Origin of the sequence: Rhodococcus pyridinivorans (assembly GCF_900105195.1) — a bacterium.
GTDB classification, from domain to species: Bacteria; Actinomycetota; Actinomycetes; order Mycobacteriales; family Mycobacteriaceae; genus Rhodococcus; species Rhodococcus pyridinivorans.
Genome location: NZ_FNRX01000002.1, coordinates 1,398,386 through 1,423,508, shown reverse-complemented (window position 1 = coordinate 1,423,508; position 25,123 = coordinate 1,398,386). Strand labels below are relative to the sequence as shown.

The following is a 25,123-nucleotide window of genomic DNA, read 5'->3' as shown; positions in this document are numbered from 1 at the left end:
GATCCCGATGACGTCCGCTCCCGCTCCTCCGCGACGCCCGGTCCCCCGGGAGGTCACGCGTGCCCTGACCGCGGCCGCTCCCCCGCGACTGCTGCTCGTCGGCGGCACCGGAAGCGGGAAGTCCGCCGTACTCGCTTCGCTCCGAACCGATCTCGGCGACACCCGCACCGTCGACGACGCGCACCGCATGACCGCCGCGGAACTGCACGAGCTCGTCGACCACGTCCGGAATGCGCCGACCGGAATCGTCGTGGCCACCGAAGCTCGACCCCACCGAGCCGAGATGCGTTCGCTGACCGCAGCGTTCGCGGGAAACGGGACAGTGGTGGAACTGGGCTCGTGGACGCCCCGTGAGATCGCCGGTCGCGCGGCATCGTTCGAGCTTCGGCTCGCGCCACCCCAGGTGCGTGCCCTGCACCGCCTGACGGGCGGCGTACCGCATCTCGTCGACACCGCCCTCGAAGCCGTGCGGACGGAGGCCGATGTCCGGCAGGCCGTCGAGGAGGGGATCCGCCGGCAGCTCCTCGCCGATCTCGATCTCACCGCAGCCCTCGCGCTCGTCGATCTCGGGGCGGCGCTCGATCCCGGCGAACTCTCCGCCGTACTCGAGGTACCCGCCGAGCGGGCCCTCGATCTCGTCGACGCGGCCCGCGCGAGCGGTCTGCTCGGGGCCGATGCAGCGAGTCTCACTGCGGGAGCGAGCGGCGTGCCCGCCGCGGTCCTCGGGAGACACAACCTGTTCGCCGTCGCCCGCCGCCTCCTCGCGACACGCATCGACGCCGGAACACTCACGCCGCACCTCGCCCGGGGGCTCGCCACGATCGGCCTCACCGATCCGCATCTCGCCCGACGGCTCGTGGAGTTCGCGGTCGACGCAACGCCGCGCGAGGCCGCCGATCTTCTCGACGCCGCGGTACCGACAGGAGCCGATCCCGATGCCCTCGCAGTGCGGCGCGCCGAAGTCGCCTTTGCGGCAGGGGATCTCGAGCGAGCCGAGCAGGTCACCGACCGGCTGCTCGACCGCGCCGACACGGTGGACGTCGACGACGTGCGCGCCGCCACCCGGATCTCCGCGAGTATCGCCGCGCATCGCGGCATGCTCGACCGCAGCGCCGACCTGTTCGAATGGCTCGGCCCCGAACGGGTCGGTACGGACGCTCCTCTCGCCGCCACAGTGCTGCTCGCCGCCGGACGCCCCTCGGCCGCAGAACGTCTCCGCGGTGCCGCCGTCTCGGGTGCGCCGACCTCTGCGGCCTCCGCCGCACGACTGCTCGAGGAGGGCCTGCGCGAATCCGTCGGCGGCGACGGCCGGATCGCGATGAATCACCTCGCCCGCGCATTGACGAGCCTCGGATCCGACGGTTCGTTGCGCGCCTGGCCCGACACGGTCGACGCCGTCGCCGCACTGCTGTGTCTGCACTCGGGCGAACTCGGGTACGCACGCGCGATCCTCGACCGTCCGGAGACTCCCACCGTGCGCAATCGCATCCTGGTGGCGTGGACCGAGATGCTCGGCGGTGATCTCACCGCCGCCGCGGCGACCGCCGAAGCCGTCGCTCCCGAGGTGACCGGGCAACGCAATCTTCTCTTCTTCCACGCCCTGCAGGTCGGGCTGGCGCGACGCAACGCCGACCTCGGAGCGTTGACGGTGCGATGGCAGGCCGCGCAGGCGGTCGTCGCCGAGTACTCCGTCGACCTGTTCGGATTGCTGCCCCTGGGTGAACTGTGGCTGGCCGCCGTCCGCCTCGGGGAGTCCGCGCGGGTCGCGCACCTCGTCGTCGGTGCCCGTGCGCTGCTCACCACCCTCGGCGAGCCACCGCTGTGGGGTGCGGCGCTGCACTGGTACGGAGTGCAGGCCGCGATCGCCGCGGACCGTCCGGCCGACCTTGTCCCGCACGCCCGCGCGCTCGCCCTGGCCGCGGAGACCACTGCCTACGCCGCGGTGCTCGCGCGGGCCGGGCATGCATGGCTCTCGGTGCTGCGCGGTGAGGTCGACGCGACGCGCATCCGCGAGGCGGCCGAGTCCCTCGCGTCCGTGGGTCTCCCGTGGGACGGCGCGAAGCTCGCGGGAGAAGCAGCGCTCCGGACGGACGACACCACCGTCGCCACCGGATTGCTGCAGGTCGCGCGGACGATCCGGCAGGACGGCCCGGCCGGTCGCGCACCGGTCGACGTCGCCCCCGCCGCTCCCCCGAGCGTTCCGGACGAATCACCCCTCGGCGCACGGGAGAAACCGGGTGCACTGTCCGAGCGCGAGGCGCAGGTGGCCGACCTGGTGGTTTCGGGCCTCACCTACCGAGAAGTCGGGAACCACCTGTACATTTCCGCGAAGACCGTGGAACATCATGTCGCCCGTATCCGGCGCCGACTCGGTGCCGGTTCCCGCTCGGAGCTCCTGTCACTGCTCCGAGCCATGGGGCACGGCGCAGATGTATCCCGTCACATGCACTCCGACCGGAATGGAGGAAAGCCGGCATGTCCGTAGGCGTAGGCCTGAGGGTGGGGACCACCGTGTCGTCGGTTGCGGTCACCTCACCGACGCCGGGACGGCCGGACCCCGCACCGATCGAGCGGTTCACCGCCGTCCACCTGCATTCCGACGGCACCGCGACGCTGGGCGACCACGACGTCGTCGACGGGCACACCAGTTCCTTCACCGGCTTCGTCGACCGCCTCGGCCACTCCGGCGGTGTCCGCGCCAACGACGGGTCACTCTCCCGCGCCGAAGACCTGGTCGCAACGGCCATGGAATGTCTCCTCGCCGACGCAGCCTCCCTCATCGGCGACACTCCGTACACGGCTGTGGCGACGCATCCCACCGACTGGCCGAGCTCGACGGTCGCGGTGCTGCGCAACGCCCTCGACTACGTCGGGTTGCGTCACGTCTCGCTCGTCTCCGACGCCGAGGCCGCCGCGGCATGGTTCGAATCGCAGGTCGCGCATCAGACCGGACGGCTCCTCGCGGTCTACCACATCGACCCGCAGGGCTCGACCGTCACGCTCGTGCGCTCTGGAGTCGCGGCGGGTAAGGCCTTCCGATTCCCTGAGGACGACGCTCCGTCGGTCGCCGCGCAGCTCTCGTCGGCGCTCGGCGCGTTCGGCTGGCTCGTGAGCAACCTCGACGCCATCGTCGTCACGATCGACGAAGCAGTCGATCCGAGCGCCGCGCAGCTCGTCGCACAATCGGTGAAGACCGGTCTCGGTGTGCGGTGTGCTTTGGCGCCCGCCCCGCACCAGACGATGGTGCGGGGCGCCGCTCTCGCCGCGGCCGCCGGCTCGGTCGACCTCCTCGGTTCGACGCAGATCCTGCCCACCGCCAAGCTCACCGAACCGCGACGCAGCGAACTCGACCCCGAGATCACCGCGGTGATCTCGAAGATCACCGCGACTCCCCCTCCGGGCGCCACGCCCGCTGCCGCCGCGGCGAACACGCCGAAGGCGACGGTCGCCGCCGTCGCAGCCGGAGATGCCGCCGACGAGAAGCCCTCGGGTCGCTCGTCGAAGGTCACGGCCATCGCGGCGGCTGCGGCGATCGCGTTGCTGGTAGGCGTCGGCGCGTTGGTGTTCGGGCTGCGGGACTCCCCGACGGCCACCGCGGGCACGCAGGTCGCCGAGACCCCGACCGCTCCCGCAACCACGACGACCTCGAAGTCGAGCAAGCCGCCGGCTCCCCGCAGCACCGAGGAGACCACCACCGAGGAGTCGACCGAGCCGGCCACCGCCGAGCAAGCGGTCCCGGTGGCCCCGCCGGTCGTGCAGCAGACCTGGGTCGATCCCACCACCGGCACGAGCGAACAGTCCTCTTCGTCGTCGTCGCCCGGCTCGACCACCTCGAGCACGTCCTCAACCACCTCGAGCACCGGCTGGTCGCGGCGGAACCAGCCCGATGATTCCTCGGGTGGCGGACGCGGCAGTGGTGGCAGTGGCGGGAGCGGTGGCAGTACCACCACCACGACGACCCAGCCGACGACCGCCCCGACCGATCCCGACCCTTCTGAGGAACCGCCCTCGACGGACATTCCGGAAACGACAGAGACTGAGACCGGCAGCTAGACAGCGCGGGTATCCGAGTGGTGACCTACGGCACTATCGGCGGTCGCCGGGCCGTCCCGTAGGCTGTCCCGCGGGTCGGCTCGCCGATTCCACGAAGCACCTGTTCAAGAGCACATCGAGCACACATGAAAGGCCTCCATGCGTCTCTCGTCGGCGTCGCGCGCCGCAGTCCGTTCCACCACCCGCCGCGTCGCAGTCGCAGCGGCCTCCGCGGTTCTGCTGGCTGTGCCTCTGAGCGCCACAGCGAACGCCGCGCCCGCCGAACAGTTGCCTTCCGCTGAACTTCCCGCCGAGCTCGTCGAAGCGATCCAGCGCGACCTGGGTCTGACGCCCGAGGAATACCTCGATCGCGCCGCGCGGGCGCAGGAACTCGGTGACTACGCCCGCGACTTCCGCTCCGAGCGTCCCTCCGAGTTCGCCGGTGCCTGGCTCGGCGAGGACGGCAAGCCCGTCATCGCCGTCACGAACCCCGAGGCCGCAGAGAAGGCAGCCCAGGACGGCTACCGGGCGACGGTCGCGCCGGTCTCGGCCGACGGACTCGAGCAGGCCCTCGCCGAACTGAACCGCTGGGTGGCGGGGCTCCCGCGCGAGGTGTCGTCGCAGATCAACTCCGCGTCGATCGATGTGCTCAACAACCAGATCGTCCTCGACATCGTGAACTCGCCGATCGGGCGCGCACTGAACCTGCCGTCGCTGGTGGCGAACGTGCAGGTCCAGTTGTCGCCGGGCATGCCGCCGAACGATCCGGCCCCGATGGGTGGCGACACCTACATCACCGCCGACGGCGACGTCCGCGCCACGCCCATCGAGCGCATCGGCATCTGCTCGTTCGGCTTCAACGGTGTCGACGCCGACGGCGACGCCGTCAACCTCACCGCCGGTCACTGCGACGCGGTCGCTCGTTCCGACGGTGGTTCGACGGTCTACCTGCCCAACCGCGCGAACATCGACGAGAGCGTCCGGATCGGCAAGTTCACCGAGTCCACGGTCGGTACCGACAGCACCCTCGACTACGGCATCGTCTCGCTCGACAAGGCCGGCGTCGAGGCGGGCCTGGACCGCCCGTCGGTTCGCGGCGGCAACGGCTCGACCCTCACGGTCACCGGCACGGCCGTTCCGGTCGTCGGCGCGCCCGTCTGCAAGTCGGGACAGTCGTCGTCGTTCACGTGCGGGCTCGTCGTCGCCGATCGCATCGAGACCCAGCTGACCTACGACTCGGGCTTCTCGAGCACCATCCGCGGCTTCGCGACCTCGGCCTGCACCCTCGCGGGTGACAGCGGCGGCGCGATCGTCACCGGCACCCTCGCACTCGGTGTGATCAGTGGATCGAACAGTGCGGGCGCCCCGAACTGCGTCGAGGCGAATCTGGTGCTCGCGCCCAACGGCGGCACCTCCAGCCTCGGCATCCCGATCCAAGAGATCGAGAACGCCACCGGCACCCGAGTCCGTACTGCGGCGAACCCGGCATAACGTCTGGAACCGTCCGGTCCGTTCGTCACAACAGTCACACGAGTCTCATCCGTAACCGAGAAGTAGCTATGTACTTCCTCGATCACCCCTTAGGATCGGACGGACGCCGATCCGTGGGGGAACGGCGCCTTCGCGCGTGCATGCGCGAAGGAACGAGAAAGGTATCCATGCGACGCACCTTCGCACGTCGGACGGCCGTCATCGGTTCGACCGCACTGCTACTCCTCGGCCCTGCCGTTGCCATCGCGCAGGCCGAACCCGAGACCGAACCCACGCAGACATCGTCTCTGCCGGCCGAGCTCGTCGAGGCGTTGCAGCGCGACCTGAACATCGATGCCGAGCGCTTCCTCGCCGATGCGCAGCGCAGCCAGGATCTCGCCGCGTTCGCCGAGAAGGCACGGGAGCAGTTCGAAGCCGTCTTCGCCGGTGTGTGGCTGGACGACCAGGGCACCGCCACCGTCGGCCTCACCGAGGGTGACGGCTTCGAGGAGGCCCGCAAGGCCGCCGAGGATGCCGGATTCGCCGTCGCCGAGACCGAGCGCAGCGAGGACGCCCTCGAAGATCAGCTCGGCGCGCTGGGCGACTGGCTCGAGACCCAGCCGCCCGCCGTCGCCGACGTCATCCGCGGCATCGCCATCGACGTGGTCAACAACGATGTCGTCGTGCGCACCGACAACGTGTCCGGCGTCGAGCTCCCCGACTTCCTCGACGGCGTGCGCGTGCTGTTCGCTCCCGCCGAACTGACCCCGGAGGGCGCAACCGACCTGCAGCCCATCGCCGGTGGCCTCGACGCCCCCGACGCTCTCTTCGGTGGCGACGCCTACGCCGCGCTCGGCGCCGGCGAGGGCCTGCGCTGCTCGCTCGGCTTCAACGCCGAGGACGGCAGCGGACAGCCCGTGAACATCACCGCCGGCCACTGCGACCCCAACCGCGCCCAGGCCGGTACGCGATGGGCGTCCCAGGTCCACCAGCTCGTCGGCGACAACCTGGGTCAGCACCTCGGCTCGTTCGAGAAGACCGTGCTCGACCGCAGCGACTACGCGCTGATCCGTCCCTCCGCCGAGGCCGCAGCCCGCTTCGAGAACAACGGCGTGCGCGTTCCGTTCGCCGCTCCGCTGACCATCACGGGCGTCGCGGATCCCGTCGTCGGCGCTCCGGTCTGCAAGTCGGGCCTGCGCACCGGCTACAGCTGCGGCGTCGTGACGGCCGCCAACCAGAACGTCGAGATCGGCCACCGCGTGCTCGAGAACGGCTTCTCCACCAACCTGTGCGCCCTGCAGGGCGACAGCGGTGGCACCCTCGTCACCGGCACTCTCGCCCTCGGCATCTCCAGCGCCTCGAACGTCGGCCAGTACGGCATGTGCGAGATCGCCGGGTTCGTCAGCGGCCTGCTCGGTGAGAGCCCCGAGCTGTTCGCCACGCCGATCAAGACGGTCCTGGCCGAGAACCCGGGCCTGAAGGTCCGCACCTGGTAATCCCCAGAACATCACGAAGGTCCGCTTCCCACGGGGAGCGGACCTTCGTCGTTCGTCGGGGCGTACGGCCGTGCCGGTCGACGCGGGCTCGGAGGCTGCTTGCGGAAGCCCCGGAATGGCCCTGAATCTTGATGGTAGAACGTCTCCGAGCTGCGATTCCCAGGAAGCTGACCACGTCCGGGATGTTGCGCCGAATGTCTGTTTAGCGTGGGTTACGATCCTCGCACCCCGGCTGATAGCGCCATCCCTCGAAAGGACTTCACTTGAGCAGCGAGATCTTGATGACCAGCCTCGAACTCGGCTTCGACATCCTTGGCTATGTCTGGGACATCATCCGCCACGGCAGCCGACTCATCGGGTCCATCTAAAGACACCCGATTCGAGCTGAAAGCCCTGTCCGTACTTCCGGACAGGGCTTTTCTGTGCGCGTTCCGACGCTCGGACAGAGAACGGCCGCTGTAAGGAGCTCGTCCTTACAGCGGCCGTTCGAGTTCGAATGCCTAGCCGACTGGAATCAGTTCGCGTAGACCGTGGTGCCAGGGGGCGCGGTAAGGGTCTGGATGAGACCGATGCCTGCAACGATCAACGTCGGACCACCGGCGACAATAGTGCCGATGACGCCGCCGATACCGGCGCCCAGCGGGATCGAAGCCAGGCCCACAGGGCCGCCGAGCAGGCCGAGACCGCCCACCACGGCGCCGATGATGGTGCCGGCCAGACCGCCGACCGCAGTGGCGATGCCGAGCTGCGACGCGAAGTTCTGCTGAGCCTTCAGGTTCTCGTCCGGCGAAGCGACATCGGTCAGCTTCAGGGCGACCGGCGTGAGGCTCGCGCCGACCTTGTCCTCAGGGGCGACGGGGGTGGCCTTCGACAGGTCGGTGACCGGGGTCAGCGTGAGGGTCTTGCCGTCCTCGCTGATCTGACGCTCGAAGGGGAGCTGCAGATCGCCGAGCTGGATGGCCAGAGGCAGGCTGAGAACAGTGTTGCCGGCGTTGTCCTGAAGTTCGACGCTCTCGCCGTCACCGGAGACCTGGAACTCGCCTGCGTCGATGACGGTGACCACCGAGTCGCCCTCGATCTTGGACTCGTAGTTGATCTCGTCCTGCGCAGCGGGCGCCGCGTACGAGGTACCGGCTGTGATGCCCATGGCGGCGATCGTCATCGTCGCCACAGCGGCAAGCTTCTTCAGCTTCATACTTTTCCGTTCTGTGACATGGCGCACGCCTGTTAAGACGCCCCCATTCTGCTGTATCGACCTGGAGTTCTACGTCCCCCGACGTGTACATCCCACGTGCGAACCCCACGTACCGGGCAAATCATAACCGACATCACATCCGGAGCGTTATACCCCTTTGTCCGAATGGACACCGCATCGTGGCCGGTAGAGCGTGTCGTGACCTCCGTGTGACATACGCCTCGTTTCGGGCGAGTTAGGACATCCTGCGCGACGGCGGTATCGCGTTTGACCTCTAGCGTGTCCGGGCACACGGTCTCCGATTCGACGCAGATTTTGCTACTGGCGGGTAACTCCAGTTCAGACCAAGTTACCGGTGGGTAACTTAGCTTGCGTTACGATGCGGTGACTCATACCAGGCGGCACGACGCCGCCCCCGACACGAAAGGCCACGTATGAATGCCCTGACGATTACGTTGGGCACGATCGGCGTGCTGCTGAGCCTCGTGTGTTGGTTCGCGTTCATCAGCGGCGCATTGAAGATGGTCAACACGATCCGGGTCGGCCAGCCGGCCCCGGACCGCTGGCGGCCGTTCTTCCCGCGCTTCAAGCAGATGGTCGTCGAATTCCTCGCGCACACGAAGATGGTCAAGTTCCGGACCGTCGGCTGGGCGCACTGGCTGGTGATGGTCGGCTTCATGCTCGGCGCGATCGTCTGGTTCGAGGCCTACGGCCAGACGTTCGACCCGAGCTTCCACTGGCCCCTCATCGGTGACACCGTCGTCTATCACTTCATCGACGAGATCCTCGGCCTCGGCACGGTGATCGGCATCCTGACGCTGATCTACATCCGCCAGCGCAATCATCCACGTCAGCCCGGTCGGATGTCGCGCTTCAGCGGCTCGAACTTCAAGGCCGCCTACTTCGTCGAAGCGGTCGTGCTGCTCGAGGGCCTGGGCATGATCCTGGTGAAGGCCGGCAAGATCGCCACCTACCACCACCACAACGCCTACACCGACTTCTTCACGATGCAGGTCGCCCGGATCCTTCCGGAGAGCCCCGAACTCGTGTCGGTCTTCGCGTTCATCAAGCTCATGTCGGGCATGGTGTGGCTCTACATCGTCGGCCGCAACATCACGTGGGGTGTCGCATGGCACCGCTTCTCGGCCTTCTTCAACATCTACTTCAAGCGTGAGGACGACGGCGGTCCCGCCCTCGGCGCCGCACGTCAGATGATGTCCGGCGGCAAGCCCGTCGACATGGAAGACGCCGATCCGGACAAGGACACCTTCGGTGCCGGCCGCATCGAGGACTTCACGTGGAAGGGCTGGCTGGACTTCACGACCTGCACCGAGTGCGGTCGTTGCCAGTCGCAGTGCCCCGCCTGGAACACCGGTAAGCCGCTGTCGCCGAAGCTGCTCATCACGTCGCTGCGCGACCACGGTTACGCCAAGGCTCCCTACCTGCTCGCCGGTGGTCGCACTGATCTCGGTGGCGACGAGGTCGGCCTGGTCGACGCCGAGGGCAACCCGGACGAGGCCAAGCTGGCGAAGATCCCGGCGTCGGCTCGCGAGGAGTCGGGTCGCAAGCTCGTCGGCGAGACCGAGGGACTGCTGGAAGCAGGCGAGCTCGCTCCCGTCATCGACACCGAGACCCTGTGGTCGTGCACCAACTGTGGTGCGTGCGTCGAGCAGTGCCCGGTGGACATCGAGCACGTCGACCACATCATCGACATGCGTCGCTACCAGGTGCTCATCGAGTCGGACTTCCCGTCCGAGCTCGCGGGTCTGTTCAAGAACCTCGAGAACAAGGGCAACCCCTGGGGGCAGAACGCCAAGGACCGTCTCAACTGGATCAGCGAGATGGAGTTCGACATCCCGGTCTTCGGCCAGGATGCCGACAGCTTCGACGGCTACGAGTACCTCTTCTGGGTCGGCTGTGCCGGTGCCTACGAGGACCGCGCCAAGAAGACCACGAAGGCCGTCGCCGAGCTCCTCGCGACCGCTGGCGTGAAGTTCATGGTCCTCGGCGCCGAGGAGACTTGCACCGGCGACTCCGCTCGCCGCGCGGGCAACGAGTTCCTGTTCCAGCAGTTGGCGCAGCAGAACATCGAGGTCCTCAACGGTGTGTTCGAGGGCGTCGAGCAGAGCAAGCGCAAGATCGTCGTGACGTGTGCGCACTGCTTCAACGCACTGAACAACGAGTACCCGCAGGTGGGTGGCAGCTACGAGGTCGTCCACCACACGCAGCTGCTCAACCGTCTGGTGCGGGCGAAGAAGCTGGTCCAGGTCAAGGCCGTCGGCCAGGACGTGACCTACCACGACCCGTGCTTCCTCGGACGGCACAACAAGGTCTACAACGCTCCGCGTGAGCTGATGGCGGCGTCGGGCGCGAAGCTCGTCGAGATGCCGCGTCACGGCGAGCGGTCCATGTGCTGTGGTGCCGGTGGTGCCCGCATGTGGATGGAGGAGAAGATCGGTAAGCGCATCAACATCGACCGTGTCGACGAAGCGCTCACCACGAATCCCGCCAAGATCGCGACGGGCTGCCCGTTCTGCCGCGTCATGCTCACCGACGGTGTGACGGCGCGTCAGGAAGAGGGCAAGGGCGAGGGCGTCGAGGTCATCGACGTTGCGCAGCTCATGCTCGAGTCGATCTCTCGCGTCGAGGCTGCGAAGCTCAGCGACAACCTCAAGGTGGTCCAGCAGCCGAAGACTCCGGTCGAGGTCGAGGAGACCGCGGAAGAGGTCGAGAAGGAGCGCGTCGAGGAGGTCGAGGCGGCAGCGGCAGCGCCGGCTGCTCCGAAGACCACCGGTGTCCCGAAGGCCGGCGGCCTGCAGATGAAGGGCGGCCTCAAGGCTCCGGGCGGACCGAAGGCTCCCGGTGGCGCGAAGGCTCCTGCTGCCGAAGCTGCCGAGGCGCCGGCAGCGCCGAAGGCTAAGCCGGGCGGCCTGCAGATGAAGGGCGGCCTGAAGGGTCCGGGCGCGAAGAAGGCTGCGGCTCCGGCCGCGTCGTCCGAGGCTGCTCCTGCGGCCGAGGCAGCGGCAGCGCCGAAGGCGAAGCCGGGCGGGCTGCAGATGAAGGGCGGTCTCAAGGCACCGGGCGCGAAGGCCCCGGGCGCGAAGGCCCCGGGCGCTGCGAAGCCGGCCGCTCCTGCTGCTCCCGCCGCTCCTGCCGAGTCGTCGGACGCTCCCGCTGCCGAGGCACCCGCGGTGCCGAAGGCGAAGCCGGGCGGACTGCAGCTCAAGAGCGGCCTGAAGGGACCGGGCGCCAAGAAGGCGGCTCCGGCGGCACCTGCCGAGGAGGCACCTGTTGCCGAGGCTCCCGCGGCGGAGTCGTCTACGGCCGAGGCGCCTGCTGCGGAGCAGCCGAAGGAGTCGGCGATCCCGCAGGCGAAGCCGGGCGGACTGCAGCTCAAGAGCGGTCTGAAGGGTCCGGGCGCGAAGAAGGCTGCGCCTGCCGCTCCGGCGAAGGCGGAGCCGACGCCGGAACCCGAGCCGGTCGCCGAGGCTCCGGCTGAGCCCGAGGCGCCCGCGACCCCGGCGAAGCCGGAGGTCGAGGCACCGAAGGCGAAGCCGGGCGCGCTCGGCTTCAAGCCCGGCGCGAAGGCACCCGGCCGCAAGTAGGTACGCAACGCGAGGTTGAGGCTCGCAACGCTGGCAGTGACTGCTGGCGTTGCGAGCCTTACTTCTTTGTTGCGTACCTCCCCGTCGGCCCGCTCCCCCGCGCCGCCCGTGCGAACGCCTCCCGCACCTTCGTTGCGACGGCGCCGCGGGTCCCGAGGTCCTGCCACGTCCACCGCACCACCGTCCACCCCGCGTGACGCAGTGCGTCCTCCCGCAGCTTCTCGCGGTAGACCACGTCCTCGGCGGCGGTGGTCGCGACCCCGTCGCGGCGGTACTTGATCCGACCGTCGAACTCGCCGATCACACCGTGCTCCGGCCACAGGAAGTCGACGCGAGCGAGCCACCTGCCGTCGGCGCAGAAGACGTCCACCTGCGTGAGCGGCATCGGGATCTGCTCACGGACGAACAGAACCCTGCTCCGCGACTCGCCGGCGCTGTCGCTGCACCCGCTCGACAGCTGCACGGCACGACGCGCATGCGCGATGCGGGGATGACTCCCCATCCGTTCCACGGCACGGGTCAGCTCGTCGGAGGCAACCAGCCCCGCTCGCAGCGCACTGTCGGCAAGTACGACGGCCTGCTCCACCGGCACCGTTGCGGCCACATCCGTGATCGTCCGTGCGACCGACAGCACCCGCGCTCCCCTCCGATCCACGACGTCCGTCTCACGGAAGAGCGCCGCGTGCATGGCGCGGCCGGGTGTCCTCCGCGCTCCACTCGGCGCGTTGCGGGTGAGGTGCACATCATCGAGTGGGATCTGCCAGACGTCGAGCCCGTGCAGCACCGCGGCCGATACGTGGCTCAGCGCCGAGGTCGGTCCTGCATTGGCGATGAACGCCCGTGCCCGAAGAGCATGTCGAGCGTGATCGTCGGCCCCCGCATATTGGTCGGACTGGACGAAGACTCCCGACGCGAGCCGAGTCCACGTTCCGTTCCGCACCAGACGTCGGATCTCCGCATCGGTGACGCCGCGCGCATTTGCCTCGCGCCGCAGAATCAACTCCCCCATGGCGCCTAGCATCGCCCGTCGCCCCGGGCCGCAGGTGCCTACGAGGACGAATCGGCCGGATCTGTGGATGAACCGACCGCCTGTGGATGAACCGTCAGGACGCGCCGATCGCGGGACCGAGGACGGGCCACGAGTTGTGCAGGTCGTCCTGCCAGTAGCCCCAGTTGTGGGTGCCGTCGTCGTGGATGTCGATGGTGGCGGGGATGCCCAGTTCGTCGAGGCGCGTCGCCATGCGTCGAGTGCAGTCGGCCGCTGCGGCTTCGATGAGTCCGCCCTTGATGACCACGTCGGTAAGGTCTTCCTCGTCCTTGATCCACTCGGATTCGAGAGTGTCGTAGCGGCCGGGCAGGCCGGTGCGCGACGACAGGTACAAGGTGGTGCCGCGCAGCTTCTCCGCATTGATGTACGGATCGTTGGCGACCCAGGTGGGGTCGTCGAACGGACCCCACATGTTGAGCGGGTTGCCGAAGAAGTTGACGACGGTCGTGGTGACGAAGGCCTGGCCGAGGGGGTCGCTTGTGCGTGCGCAGCCACTGAAGCTGCCCACCGCGTCGTACAGATCCGGTGCGGCAATCGCGAGATTGAGCGACGAGGTGCCCGACATCGAGAAGCCGATCAGGCCGTTGGTGCCGGTGGTCGCGTAGGTGCTGTCGACGACGGGCGGTAGTTCCTCGGTGAGGAAGGTGGCCCACTTGTAGCGGCCGAGGTTCGGGTCGTCGTGCTTCCAGTCGGTGTAGTAGCTCGACTCGCCGCCCTTCGGGATGACGACGTTGACGTGCTTGTCGGAGAAGAAGTCGACGATGTCGGACTGGTCCATCCAGCTGTTGTTGTACGACCCGCCGTCGACGCCGCTCAGCACGTACAGCGTGGGGCTGGGAGTGACGGTGTCGGTGGGGCGCAGGATCCGCAGCTCGATGTTCTCGTCCATGGACGGCGAGTAGACCTCGATGTCGAGTTGCTGGTCGTCGACGACCGTAGTGCTCACGAGCCGGGCCTCATCGGGTTCTGCGGACGCCGTCGACGCTCCGAGGCCCCAGGTCGACGCCACGACGGTCGTCACGACAACCAACGCGGATATCCGCCGCATAGATATACTCCGATTCCGTTCCCTGCGCAGCCCCCCGGAACACCTTATAGGGCCGCAGTGCACTTACCGATAGTCGTCACTGTTCGAAGGATGACCCGTGTTTGGCCGATCGCTCCTGCTGACCGTTCTCGCCGCGGGTCTTCTCGGCTCCGGCACGGCGGCCGCCTCGCCTGCCACGCTGCCCGTGCCGTACGAACTTCCCGACACGGTGGCTCTGGAGCTCGAGAATCCGGGTGGTTCGGCTCCCGGCTCGAACGACCCGAACTGTCGCCCGACCCCCGACAAGCCCAATCCTGTTGTGCTGGTCCACAACACCAGCGGTAACCGGCAGGTCGCGTGGCAGACGTTCTCGCCTCTGCTCGCCAACGCCGGCTACTGCGTCTTCGCTCCGACCTTCGGCGCGTTCCCCGGTCCGTGGCCCGTCAGCGCTCTGGGTGGGATGGCGCCGCTCGAGCCGAGCACACATCAGCTCTCCGCATTCGTCGACGAGGTGCTCGCGCAGACCGGCGCCGAGAAGGTCGACATCGTCGGCCATTCGCAGGGCACGCTGGTCGCGGCGAAGTGGATCGGTGACGGCGGCGCCGGCAAGGTTGATCGACTCGTGTCGCTCGCTCCCCTGTGGGACGGAACGACCATCGTCACCAGCGACGGTGTGATGCGCGACTTCGAATACGCGACCTGCCCCGCCTGCGCCGACATGCTTCCCGGCTCGCAGTTCCTCGAGGATCTCGCCGCGACCGGCCGCTTCGTCGAGTCGGTGGAGTACACGAACATCCTCACCGCCCACGACGACGTGGTGGAGCCGTACACGAGCGGCCTGGGCGAGGATCCGAACGTCACCGATGTCGTGCTGCAGGACGTGTGCTCCTCCGCGAAGACCACGCACCTGGAGATGCTCGCCGACCGGCTCACCACGGAGCTCGTGCTCTCCACGCTCGACGAGACGGTTCCGGCGCCGACCGGCTGCGTCGACTGACAGCACCTCAGCTCTCCCGCTCGGAGAGCACCGCGTCGAGCACGGGCACGATGACGTCGAGCGCGTCGGGTGAGGTCATCTGCCAGTGCGTCGCCGGCACCTGATGGTTGTCGACGGCACCCGTCACGGCCGCGTTCCAGCCGGACGCTCCGCGTGTTCCGGTCGGGTCGTCGGCTGCGGCGGTGAAGTAGACGATGTCGCCGTCGTATGTCCCCGGCCGATGGCCCGCCATCAGCTCGGAGTTCCGCTGTGCCGCCGCGACCAGCCTGGTCATCACACGTCTCGTGTCGTCCTCGGTGTTGCCCGTAAGTGAGGCGACGGACGTGACGAGGTCGTCGATGTCCTCAGCGCCGGCTGCGTCTGCATCGTCGAGTCCGAATCCGGCGAGCAGCTCGCTCATCGACACATCGCTCGACTCGCCCGTCCGTGCACCGTTGCCGGCGACACTGTCGAGCATCACCAACGTGTCGACACGCTCCCCCTCCGCCTGCAGACGAACGGCCATCGCGTGGGCGATCACGCCGCCGAGCGACCAGCCGAACAACCGATACGGCCCCTCGGGCTGCGCGGCCCGCAGTTCATCGACGTAGCGCGCCGCGAGTTCGTCGAGGGTGGCGGGCTCGAAGTCGTCCTCGGTGACGGCCGGGGTCTGCAGACCGTAGACGGGTGCGTCGTGATCGAGCTGACGCGCGAGGGCGGTGTAACACCACGACAATCCGACGATCGGGTGGACGAAGAACAGCGGCGTACCTGCACCCCGGGTCCGGATCGGCAGGACCGGGGCCACGGACTCCTCGACGTCACCGGCACTTTCACGATCGATGAGCGCCGCGAGTCCTTCGACGCCGGGTTCCCGGAACAGCCACTGCAGAGGTACTCGCGTGGGGAGTTCCGCGTTCAACCGGGATACGAGCTTGGTTGCCACCAACGAATTGCCACCGAGTCCGAAGAAGTCGTCGTCCAGGCCCACCTGCTCGACACCGAGCACCTCGGCGAACACCGACGCCACGATCTGCTCGACATCGGTGACCGGCGCCCGGAACTCGCGAGCCACGACGGCCGGTTCCGGCAGTGCCCGACGATCCAGCTTGCCGTTCGACGTCAACGGCAGTTCGTCGAGAACCATCACGATGTCCGGAACCATATATGCCGTCAGGAAATTGCCGACGGTCTCTCTGATCTCCATCGGATCGATGGTCGCACCGGCTTGTGGGACCACATACGCGACCAGTCGTTCATTTCCCCAGTTCCCGGCACGCACAACTGCAACTACATGAGCAATACCGTCACACGAGGTGAGAGCAGCCTCGACCTCGCCGAGTTCGATACGGAATCCACGGAGCTGGACCTGGAAGTCGGTACGGCCCGCGTACTCGAGCAGACCTGAACTGTTCCACTTGGCCAGGTCTCCGGTGCGGTACATCCGACCTTCACCGAACGGATCCGCAACGAAGCGTGAGGCACTGAGGGACGCCTGACCGAGGTATCCCTGCGAGACTTGTTTTCCGGCAACGTAGATCTCACCTTGGACGCCTACCGGGACCGGATGCAGCCGCTCGTCGAGCACGTACGTGCGCAGTCCCGGCAAGGGACGACCGATGACACTCGAACGGGCCTGCGTGGACATCTCTTCGGTCAGCGCCAGGAACGACACATGCACCGTGGTTTCGGTGATGCCGTACATGTTGACCACCTGCGGCGCATCATCCGCGTGGCGGTCGTACCACCCCGTGAGCTTCCCGAGGTCCAGCGCTTCGCCACCGAAGATCACGTACCGGAGTCGGAGGTCGTCCGCCGACTTCGCAGCACGATCCGCTTCATCGAACTGGTAGAAAGCCGACGGCGTCTGGTTGAGGACAGTTACGCCGTGCCGCGCAACCAGTGCCCGGAATTCATCCGGTGATCGCGATGTCAGATAGTCGACCACTACCAGCGTCCCGCCGAACAGCAAGGGACCCCACAACTCCCAAACAGAGAAGTCGAACGCGTACGAATGGAACATCGTCCATACGTCGGACTCGTCGAATCCGAACTTCGTCTGCGCATTGGACATGAGTTCGACGACGTTGCGATGGGTGACCGCAACTCCCTTGGGTCGTCCGGTGGACCCGGACGTGTAGATCACGTACGCGAGGTTCGACGACCGCAACGGCGCCAACCGGTCCACGTCGGTAACCGGAGCGGATGAGAACTCGTCGAACTCCAACCGATCGGCGTAGAGAATCTCCACACCTTCGACTCGGGGAAGCTGTTCGGCCTCGTCCGACGACGTCAGAACGACAGTAGGGTCACCGTCCGTGAGAATGTATGCGAGTCGGTCCTTCGGTGAAGTGACATCGACGGGCAGATACGCAGCTCCGGCGGTGACCACAGCGAGAATCGCTACAACGAGTGATTCGTCCCGGGGAAGCGCGACCGCCACGAGTGAACCCGGTCCCACGCCGGATTCGATCAATTTGCGTGCCAACTTGTTCGACCGAGCGGACAACTCCGCGTAATCCAGCACCGCATCACCCGCGACGGTTGCCGTGTTGGCCGGCCAGTTCCGGACAACACCAGCGAACAGCGCAGGGAGCGTCGACGACGTATCGATTTCGACACCGGGCACAGCCCATGCAGAGACGAGTTCTGTGCTCTCGCCCTCGGTCACGAACGGGATGTCGCCGAGCGGCTTCGACGGGTCCTCGACCGCACCGGACAGCACACGCTCGAATCGCTTCGCGAAACCGATCACCGTCGCCTCGTCGAACAGATCGGTCGCATACGTCATTGCGACCGCCATACCCGCAGCGTCGCCGCGGTCGTCGAACTGCTCCGACACCGTCACCTGCAGATCGAACTTTGCCAACGACACATCCGCGTCGATCGCCGACAGCGACAGACCCGGCAACTCGAACTGCGTCGGTCCCACGTTCTGCATCGTCAACATCACCTGGAACAGCGGATTCCACGCGGTGGACCGAACCGGATCGAGCACCTCGACCAACCGCTCGAACGGCACCTCGGCATGACCGAAGGCACTCAGATCCACCTCACGCACGCGACCGAGCAGATCCTCGAACGTCTCCGAGCCGTCGACCTGCGTCCGCAACACCAAGGTATTGACGAACATGCCGATCAGATCGTCCAGGGCGCGCTCGCCGCGACCCGCCACGGGTGTGCCGATCGCGATGTCCTCGGTGCCCGACAGCCGAGCCAGCAGGACGGCCAGAGCAGCGTGGACAACCATGAAGCGGGTGACGCCGTGTTCCGCGGTCAATGCATCGATGCCGGCCAGGAACGCCGGGTCGAGAACGAACTCGTGTGTTGCACCCCGATTCGAAGTCACTGCCGGACGCGGTCGGTCCGTCGGCAGAGCGAGTACGTCGGGAAGATCCGCCAGCTGTTCCGTCCAGTACGACAGCTGCCGCGAGATCAACGACTCCGGATCCGTCTCGGATCCGAGTACCTGACGCTGCCACAGGGCGTAGTCCGCGTACTGCACCTCCAGCGGCTCCCACGCCGGTATATCCCCCATCGAGCGGGCCGCATACGCCACCATCACATCGCGGGACAACGGCCCCATCGAGAAACCGTCCGCTGCAATGTGGTGCACCACCACGGCCAGCACGTGCTCCGTCTCCGATACCTCCAGCAATTCGATCCGCAACGGCGGTGCCGTCGTCACATCGAATCCGGTACTCACCGACGCGACGACCCGATCGAACACCTCCACCTCGGAAACGCGCACCACCTCGAGCGAGACTCCGGCGTCCTCGACACCGAGCACGATCTGACGCCCCGCACCCTCGCTCTCCGGATACACCGTCCGCAGGATCTCGTGCCGCTCCGCCAGGTCCGCGACAGCCGCCCGCAACGCCTCGACATCCAGGACTCCGGACAGACGAATGACCACGGGAATGTTGTTCACCGTCGACTCCGGATCGAAGCGGTTGAGGAACCATATCCGCTGCTGCGCCAACGACAACGGCACCACTTCAGGCCGCTCCTGCGCCATCAACGGAACGGCATTGCCAGTACCGATCTCCCGAGCGACCAGCGCAGCGAACTGTTCCACGACGGGTGCGTCGAACAACGAACGCAACGGAACACGCGTGCCGAGCGCTTCTCCCAGACGCGCGACCACCCGGGTTGCCACCAGCGAGTTGCCGCCGAGCGCGAAGAAGTCGTCGTCCAGGCCCACCTGCTCGACTCCGAGCACCTCGGCGAACACTGCAGCGACAGCCTGTTCGAGATCGGTGATCGGGTTCCGGAACTCGCGCTCCTCGACAACCGGATCCGGAAGCGCCCGCCTGTCCAGCTTGCCGTTCGGCAACAACGGCAACGCCTCGAGCACGACAACCTGCGACGGCACCATGTACCCCGGCAGAACCTCACCCATCGCGGACCGCACGGCTCGAACGTCGAGGTCTCCGGACGGCACCACGTACCCGACCAGCTGATCCGACACCACCGCCACCACACCGGCAGCCACCCCGGACTGCGTGCGCAGCACCGCTTCGATCTCACCGAGCTCGATGCGTTGACCACGCACCTTCACTTGCAGATCGTTACGACCGACGTACTCGAGCTCTCCGCCGCGCGTCCACCGAACCAGGTCACCGGTGCGATACAACCGCTCCCCCGACCCGCCGAACGGATTCGCCACGAAACGCTCCGCCGACAGTCCCGCACGTCTCGCATAACCGCGCGCCACCTGGACACCCGACAGATACAGCTCGCCCACCACACCGACCGGGACCGGCCGCAGGCGCTCGTCCAGCACCAGCGCCGCGGTGTTCCACACCGGACCACCGATCGGCACATACACACCGTCCACGGCGTCCGCACTGCGATGTGTTGCCTGAACGGTGACCTCGGTCGGCCCGTACAGGTTATGGACCTCCGCACCGAGCACGGTTCGCACCCGCTCGGCTGTGGACGCGGCCAGCGCCTCACCACCGGCGAACACCAACCGCACCGACGCCGGTGCCGTACCGTCGATCTCATCGAGCACGGCATCGAGCACCGTCGGCACGAACTGCGCCACCGTGATACCCGACTCGGTCAACATCCGCGCCAGATACTCGGGATCACGATGCCCGTCCGTGGAGGCGATCACCATCCGACTACCGGTGACCAAGGGCAGCAACAACTCCCACACCGACGCGTCGAACGTCACGGGAGTCTTCAACAGCACCGAATCGGATGCGTTCAACTCGAACCGCGACTGCATCCAGCGGAGCTGGTTCACCACAGCTCCGTGCGAAACCACGACGCCCTTCGGCCTGCCGGTCGAACCCGAGGTGAACAGCACGTACGCCGCGTTCTCCGGTCGCAATGCTGCACGTCGTTCGCCGCCGCGGATCGGTCCGCCGGCGTATCCCGACAGATCGAGAGCGTCGACATCTACGACGGGTCGTTCGACCCGCATGCGGCTTCCCGAGGACGTCAGCACGATCAGAGGATCGGAGGACTCGAGCACGTACTCGATCCGGTCGTCCGGTTGCTCCGGGTCGATCGGCACATAGGCGCCACCCGCCGCGAGTACTGCATGGATTGCGAGCACCATGTCGAGCGAGCGATCCATCGCCACCGCGACCCGCACCTCGGGACCCACACCCGCCGAGATCAGGTACCGGGCCAACCGGCCTACCCGATCCCCGAACTGCGCATAGGTGAGCTCGTCGCCCACGACCGACACCGCCGCAGTATCCGGCGTCCGCTCCATCTGCGCAGCAATCAGATCCGTGAGCACTTCACTCGTCGACGCCACGTCCCCGCGCCCGAAGGTGAGAAGCTGTTCGCGTTCGTCGGCGAGGAACAGGTCGACGTCCCCGACCGGCATCGACGGATCCGCGACCCCACCGGACAGCACCCGCACGAATCGCTCGGCGAAACCGACCATTGTCGCCTCGTCGAACAGGTCCGTGGCATAGGTCAGCACGACCGCCATCCCCGCAGACTCGCCGCGGTCGTCGAACTGCTCCGCCAGCGTCACCTGCAGATCGAACTTCGCCAACGACACATCGGCATCCACCGCCGACAACGACAGACCCGGCAACTCGAACTGCGTCGGCGCCATGTTCTGCATCGTCAACATCACCTGGAACAACGGATTCCACGCGGTCGACCGAACCGGATCGAGCACCTCCACCAACCGCTCGAACGGCACATCCGCATGACCGAACGCACCCAGATCCACTTCCCGCACACGAACGAGAAGATCTCGGAACGACTCGGACGAATCGACCTGCGTACGCAACACCAACGTATTGACGAACATGCCGATCAGATCGTCCAGGGCACGCTCACCACGACCCGCTACCGGCGTACCGATCGCAATGTCATCCGTGCCCGACAATCGAGCCAGCAACACGGCGAGGGCACTGTGCACCACCATGAAGCGGGTCAGTCCGAGCGATGCTGCCAGTGAATCGATTCCGGACACCACATCGGATCCGAGAACGAAATGGTGTGTGGCGCCCAGGTTCGATGCCACCGCCGGACGCGGCCGATCCGCGGGAAGGCCGAGAACATCGGGCGCCCCGGCCAGTTGCTCGGTCCAGTACGCGACCTGCCGTGCGATGACGGACTCGGGGTCCTCCTCGGAACCCAGCACCTGTCGTTGCCACAGCGCGTAATCGGCGTACTGCACTTCGAGAGGTTGCCAGGACGGAGCCTCACCCGCCGACCGCGCGGCGTACGCGATCATGACGTCCCGCGCCAGCGGTCCCATCGAGAAGCCATCCGCCGCAATGTGATGCACCACCACGACGAGCACATGCTCGGTCTCCGACATCCGAAGGAGTCGAACGCGCACGGGGGGTGCGACTGCGACGTCGAAACCGCCGGTCACATATCCCGCGACGGTGGTGAACACGTCCCGCTCGTCGACGGGTTCCGCGACAAGATCCACCCCCGCCTCAGCCGTCGGCACGACGATCTGGACGCCGACGCCGTCGATATCCGGATAGTAGGTCCGCAGGATCTCGTGACGGGTGACGACGTCACCGACGGCATGCGACAGCGCCCCGACATCGAGTGCGCCGGTCAGGCGGATGGCCACCGGGATGTTGTTCACTGCCGACTCCGGATCGAACCGGTTCAGGAACCACATCCGCTGCTGCGCGAAGGAAAGCGGAACCCGTTCGGGCCGCGGCTGAGGCACCAGCGGCGCAACTCCTCCGCTCCCGGCGTGGGTCTCGATGGCCCGGGCGAACTCCTCGACCGTGGAAGCCTCGAAGAGCGTTCGCACCGGCACCCGGGCATCCACGACAGCACTGACACGCGAGACGACCTGGGTTGCGATCAACGAGTTGCCGCCGAGCGCGAAGAAGTCGTCGTCCGCTCCGATCTTCTCGCTTCCGAGGACCTCACCGAACACCTGCGCCACCGTCTGCTCGGTGACGGTCGCCGGAGCACGGAACGCCTTCGTCTCGAAGACCGGAGCGGGTAACGCCTTCCGGTCGAGCTTGCCCGACGCGTTGAGCGGGAATTCCGCCAGGACCATGAAGGCGCCCGGAACCATGTACGTCGGCAGGGCCGTTTCCGCATGCTCCCTCAGAGCATCCCCTGTCACATCCGCGCCGGTGGCCGGCACGACGTAGGCGACGAGATGGTCACCGGTCGCGCTGGAGACCACCAACACAGCAGCGTTGATGACCGAATCATGATCGAGCAGCACTGCTTCGATCTCACCGAGTTCGATCCGTTGCCCGCGGAACTTGACCTGGAAATCCGTGCGGCCGAGGTAGTCGAGTTCACCACGCGCGGTCCAGTACACCAGGTCGCCGGTGCGATACATACGCTCGCCGGGCACGAACGGGTTGGCGACGAAACGATCCGAGGTGAGATCGACGCGGCCGTGATATCCGCGTGCCAACTGGTCACCTGCGAGATACAGCTCGCCCGGGACGCCGGTGGGTACCGGGCGTAGACGTGAATCCAGCACGTACACCTTGGAATTCCACTGCGGCAGACCGATCGGGACGCTGCCGTCGTCACCGGGCTCGGCCCGCCTGTACGTGATCGAGACGGCAGCCTCGGTCGGTCCGTACAGGTTGTGGAGTCCTGCGGGGCTGAGCTCGGTGAATGCCTGCGCAGTCGCGGCGGGCAGCGCCTCACCGATCACGAACACGTCGCGGAGTGTCGCCACATCCCGTGCTTCGACGGACGACACGAAAACCGACAGCATCGACGGGACGAAGTCGGTGATCGTCACTCCACACTCGCGAATGGTGCGCGCGAGGTACTCGGGATCGCGGTGACCGTCCGGCGCCGCCACGACCAGCATTGCGCCGGCTCGGAGCGGCAGGAAGAAGCCCCACAACGAGACGTCGAAGGTGGTGGCGGTCTTCTGCAGGTAGACATCCGATTCGTCGAAGGCGTACTCGTGCTCCATCCATGCCATCTGGTTGGCGATGGCGCCGTGCGACACCGTCACGCCCTTCGGCTTACCGGTGGAACCCGACGTGAAGATCACGTACGCACTGTTCTCGGGGTGCACGGTCGGTCGATCGAACGGCTTGCCGGACCGATCCGTGTCGTCGAGGTCGTCGAGGTGCAGAACGAGCCTGTCACCCGTCGCGGTGAAGTCGTCGCGGTGTGTCGTGAGCACGACGAGCGGATCAGCGGCGTCGAGGATGTAGGCGACACGGTCGAGCGGGTGGTCCGGATCGACGGGCACGTAGGCACCGCCTGCCCGCAGCACCGCGTACATGCCGATCACCAGCTCGACGGACCTGCGCATGGCCAACGCGACCCGCGTCTCGGGGACGACACCGAGAGCGACCAGGCGCTGAGCGACGGCGTCGACACGCGCGTCGAATTCGGCGTAGGTGAGTCCTTCGCCTTCGAAGATCACCGCCACGGCGTGGGGAGACTCCACAACACGCGCGTCGAACCCGTCGAGCAGCAGGTGGTGGCCGATGCGCCGCTCGGTCCGGTTCGGTTCGACGACCATGCGCTGTTGCTCCTGTGCACTGAGCACCGGCAGGTCGCCGACCGCGGTGTTCGGAGCGGCGGTGGCGGCGTCGAGTATGCAGAGGAAGCGTTCGGCAAGGGACCGAACGGTCTCGTCGTCGAAGAGGTCCACCGCATAGTTGATCGCGACATCGGAACCGCCGTTCTCGGCTGTCGCCACGGTGAACTGGAGGTCGAACTTCGCCGTGGTCACGTCGACGTCGACGGGTTCGATCGCCAGATTCTCGAGCTCGAGAGCACCCGACGTCATGTTCTGGAAGAACAGCGCCACTTGGAACAGCGGATGCCATGCCTGCGAGCGAACGGGATCGATGATCTCGACGAGCCGCTCGAACGGAAGGTCGGCATGCGCGAAGGCACCGAGGTCGACGTTTTTGACCCGGCCGAGGAGATCGGCGAACGACTCTCCCTCCTCGAGGACGGTGCGGAGCACGAGGGTGTTGACGAACATGCCGATGAGGTCGTCGAGTTCGGCAGCGCCACGCCCTGCGACCGGAGTACCGATGGTGATGTCGTCGGTTCCGGACATGCGTGCCAGCAGTACCGCGAGCACCGAGTGAACCACCATGAACGGGGTGGCGCCGTGCTCGACAGCGAGCCGTTCGAGTGCCTGCTGCTGCTGTTGCGACCAGCCGAAACGGTATTCGGCACCGCGTGTCGAGGCGACGGCCGGCCTGGGGCGGTCGGTCGGCAGGGCAGAGACCTCCGGGAGGTCCGCCAGTGTCGTGCGCCAGTACTCGGCCTGGGCAGTCGCGACCGAGGACGGATCGTCCTCGGAGCCGAGGACCCGACGTTGCCAGATCGCGTAGTCCGCGTACTGCACCTCGCGCGGCTCCCACGCCGGGACCTCTCCGGCCGACCGGGCCGCATACGCCACCATCACATCGCGAGACAACGGACCCATCGAGAAACCGTCCGCCGCAATGTGGTGCACCACAACGACCAGCACATGCTCGGTCTCCAACACCTGCAGCAACTCGATCCGCAGCGGCGGCGCCACTGTCACGTCGAAACCGGTACTCACCGCGGCGACGACCCGATCGAAGACCTCGGTCTCGGAGACCTCCACGACCTTCAGTTCGATACCTGCGTCGTCGAGGCCGAGCACGACCTGGCGACCGACACCGTCGATCTCCGGGTACGCCGTCCGCAGGATCTCGTGCCGTTCGACCAGATCCGTCACCGCGGCCCGCAGTGCATCGACATCGAGCACGCCCGTCAGCCGGATGACAGCGGGAATGTTGTTCACCGCCGACTCGGGATCGAACCGGTTCAGGAACCACATCCGC

At 67.0% G+C, this 25,123-nt stretch carries 10 protein-coding genes (1 of these 10 only partly in view); 6 read left to right on the top strand and 4 right to left on the bottom strand.

Translation table 11 applies throughout. From position 1 onward, the window contains the following. Nucleotides 1–7: 7 nt before the first annotated feature. From BLV31_RS07045 to BLV31_RS07030, 4 genes are all read left to right on the top strand, one after another. On the top strand, nucleotides 8–2,485 hold the full coding sequence (locus tag BLV31_RS07045) for a LuxR C-terminal-related transcriptional regulator (protein WP_033096238.1): 2,478 nt from the start codon (nucleotides 8–10) through the stop codon (nucleotides 2,483–2,485). Further along, nucleotides 2,476–4,053 carry a DUF7159 family protein gene (locus BLV31_RS07040; RefSeq protein ID WP_033096239.1) on the top strand — a complete coding sequence of 526 codons (1,578 nt, stop codon included), beginning with the start codon at nucleotides 2,476–2,478 and terminating at the stop codon, nucleotides 4,051–4,053. The genes BLV31_RS07045 and BLV31_RS07040 overlap by 10 nt, the downstream gene beginning before the upstream one ends. 138 nt (nucleotides 4,054–4,191) lie before the next feature. After that, nucleotides 4,192–5,523 carry a S1 family peptidase gene (locus BLV31_RS07035; protein WP_064060369.1) on the top strand — a complete coding sequence of 444 codons (1,332 nt, stop codon included), beginning with the start codon at nucleotides 4,192–4,194 and terminating at the stop codon, nucleotides 5,521–5,523. Between the two features lie 167 nt (nucleotides 5,524–5,690). After that, nucleotides 5,691–6,998, top strand: coding sequence for a S1 family peptidase (locus tag BLV31_RS07030; RefSeq protein WP_064060368.1), 1,308 nt, complete (start codon nucleotides 5,691–5,693; stop codon nucleotides 6,996–6,998). Between the two features lie 514 nt (nucleotides 6,999–7,512). Here BLV31_RS07030 and BLV31_RS07025 read toward each other — a convergent pair. Further along, nucleotides 7,513–8,193 carry a DUF8020 domain-containing protein gene (locus tag BLV31_RS07025; RefSeq protein WP_064060367.1) on the bottom strand — a complete coding sequence of 227 codons (681 nt, stop codon included), beginning with the start codon at nucleotides 8,191–8,193 and terminating at the stop codon, nucleotides 7,513–7,515. 434 nt (nucleotides 8,194–8,627) lie between these two features. Between BLV31_RS07025 and BLV31_RS07020 the strand changes: the two genes are divergently transcribed. Then, nucleotides 8,628–11,798, top strand: a complete 3,171-nt coding sequence (locus BLV31_RS07020; RefSeq protein ID WP_064060366.1) for a (Fe-S)-binding protein — start codon at nucleotides 8,628–8,630, stop codon at nucleotides 11,796–11,798. Nucleotides 11,799–11,856: 58 nt separating this feature from the next. Here BLV31_RS07020 and BLV31_RS07015 read toward each other — a convergent pair whose 3' ends face one another. Both BLV31_RS07015 and BLV31_RS07010 read right to left on the bottom strand, forming a co-directional pair. Then, entirely contained in the window at nucleotides 11,857–12,807 is a 951-nt protein-coding gene (locus BLV31_RS07015; RefSeq protein WP_081263376.1) for a hypothetical protein, read from the bottom strand. Nucleotides 12,808–12,901: 94 nt separating this feature from the next. Continuing rightward, entirely contained in the window at nucleotides 12,902–13,876 is a 975-nt protein-coding gene (locus tag BLV31_RS07010) for an alpha/beta hydrolase (protein ID WP_081263375.1), read from the bottom strand. Nucleotides 13,877–13,991: 115 nt separating this feature from the next. Between BLV31_RS07010 and BLV31_RS07005 the strand changes: the two genes are divergently transcribed. After that, nucleotides 13,992–14,870, top strand: a complete 879-nt coding sequence (locus BLV31_RS07005) for an esterase/lipase family protein (protein WP_072740485.1) — start codon at nucleotides 13,992–13,994, stop codon at nucleotides 14,868–14,870. A gap of 7 nt (nucleotides 14,871–14,877) precedes the next feature. On the opposite strand, the gene BLV31_RS07000 is transcribed toward BLV31_RS07005, so the two are convergent. Beyond that, nucleotides 14,878–25,123, bottom strand: partial view of a non-ribosomal peptide synthetase gene (locus tag BLV31_RS07000; RefSeq protein WP_064060362.1) — the 3' portion only. Its footprint extends 26,678 nt past the window's final position; only the last 10,246 of its 36,924 coding nucleotides appear in the window; the start codon falls outside the window, past its right edge; its stop codon occupies nucleotides 14,878–14,880.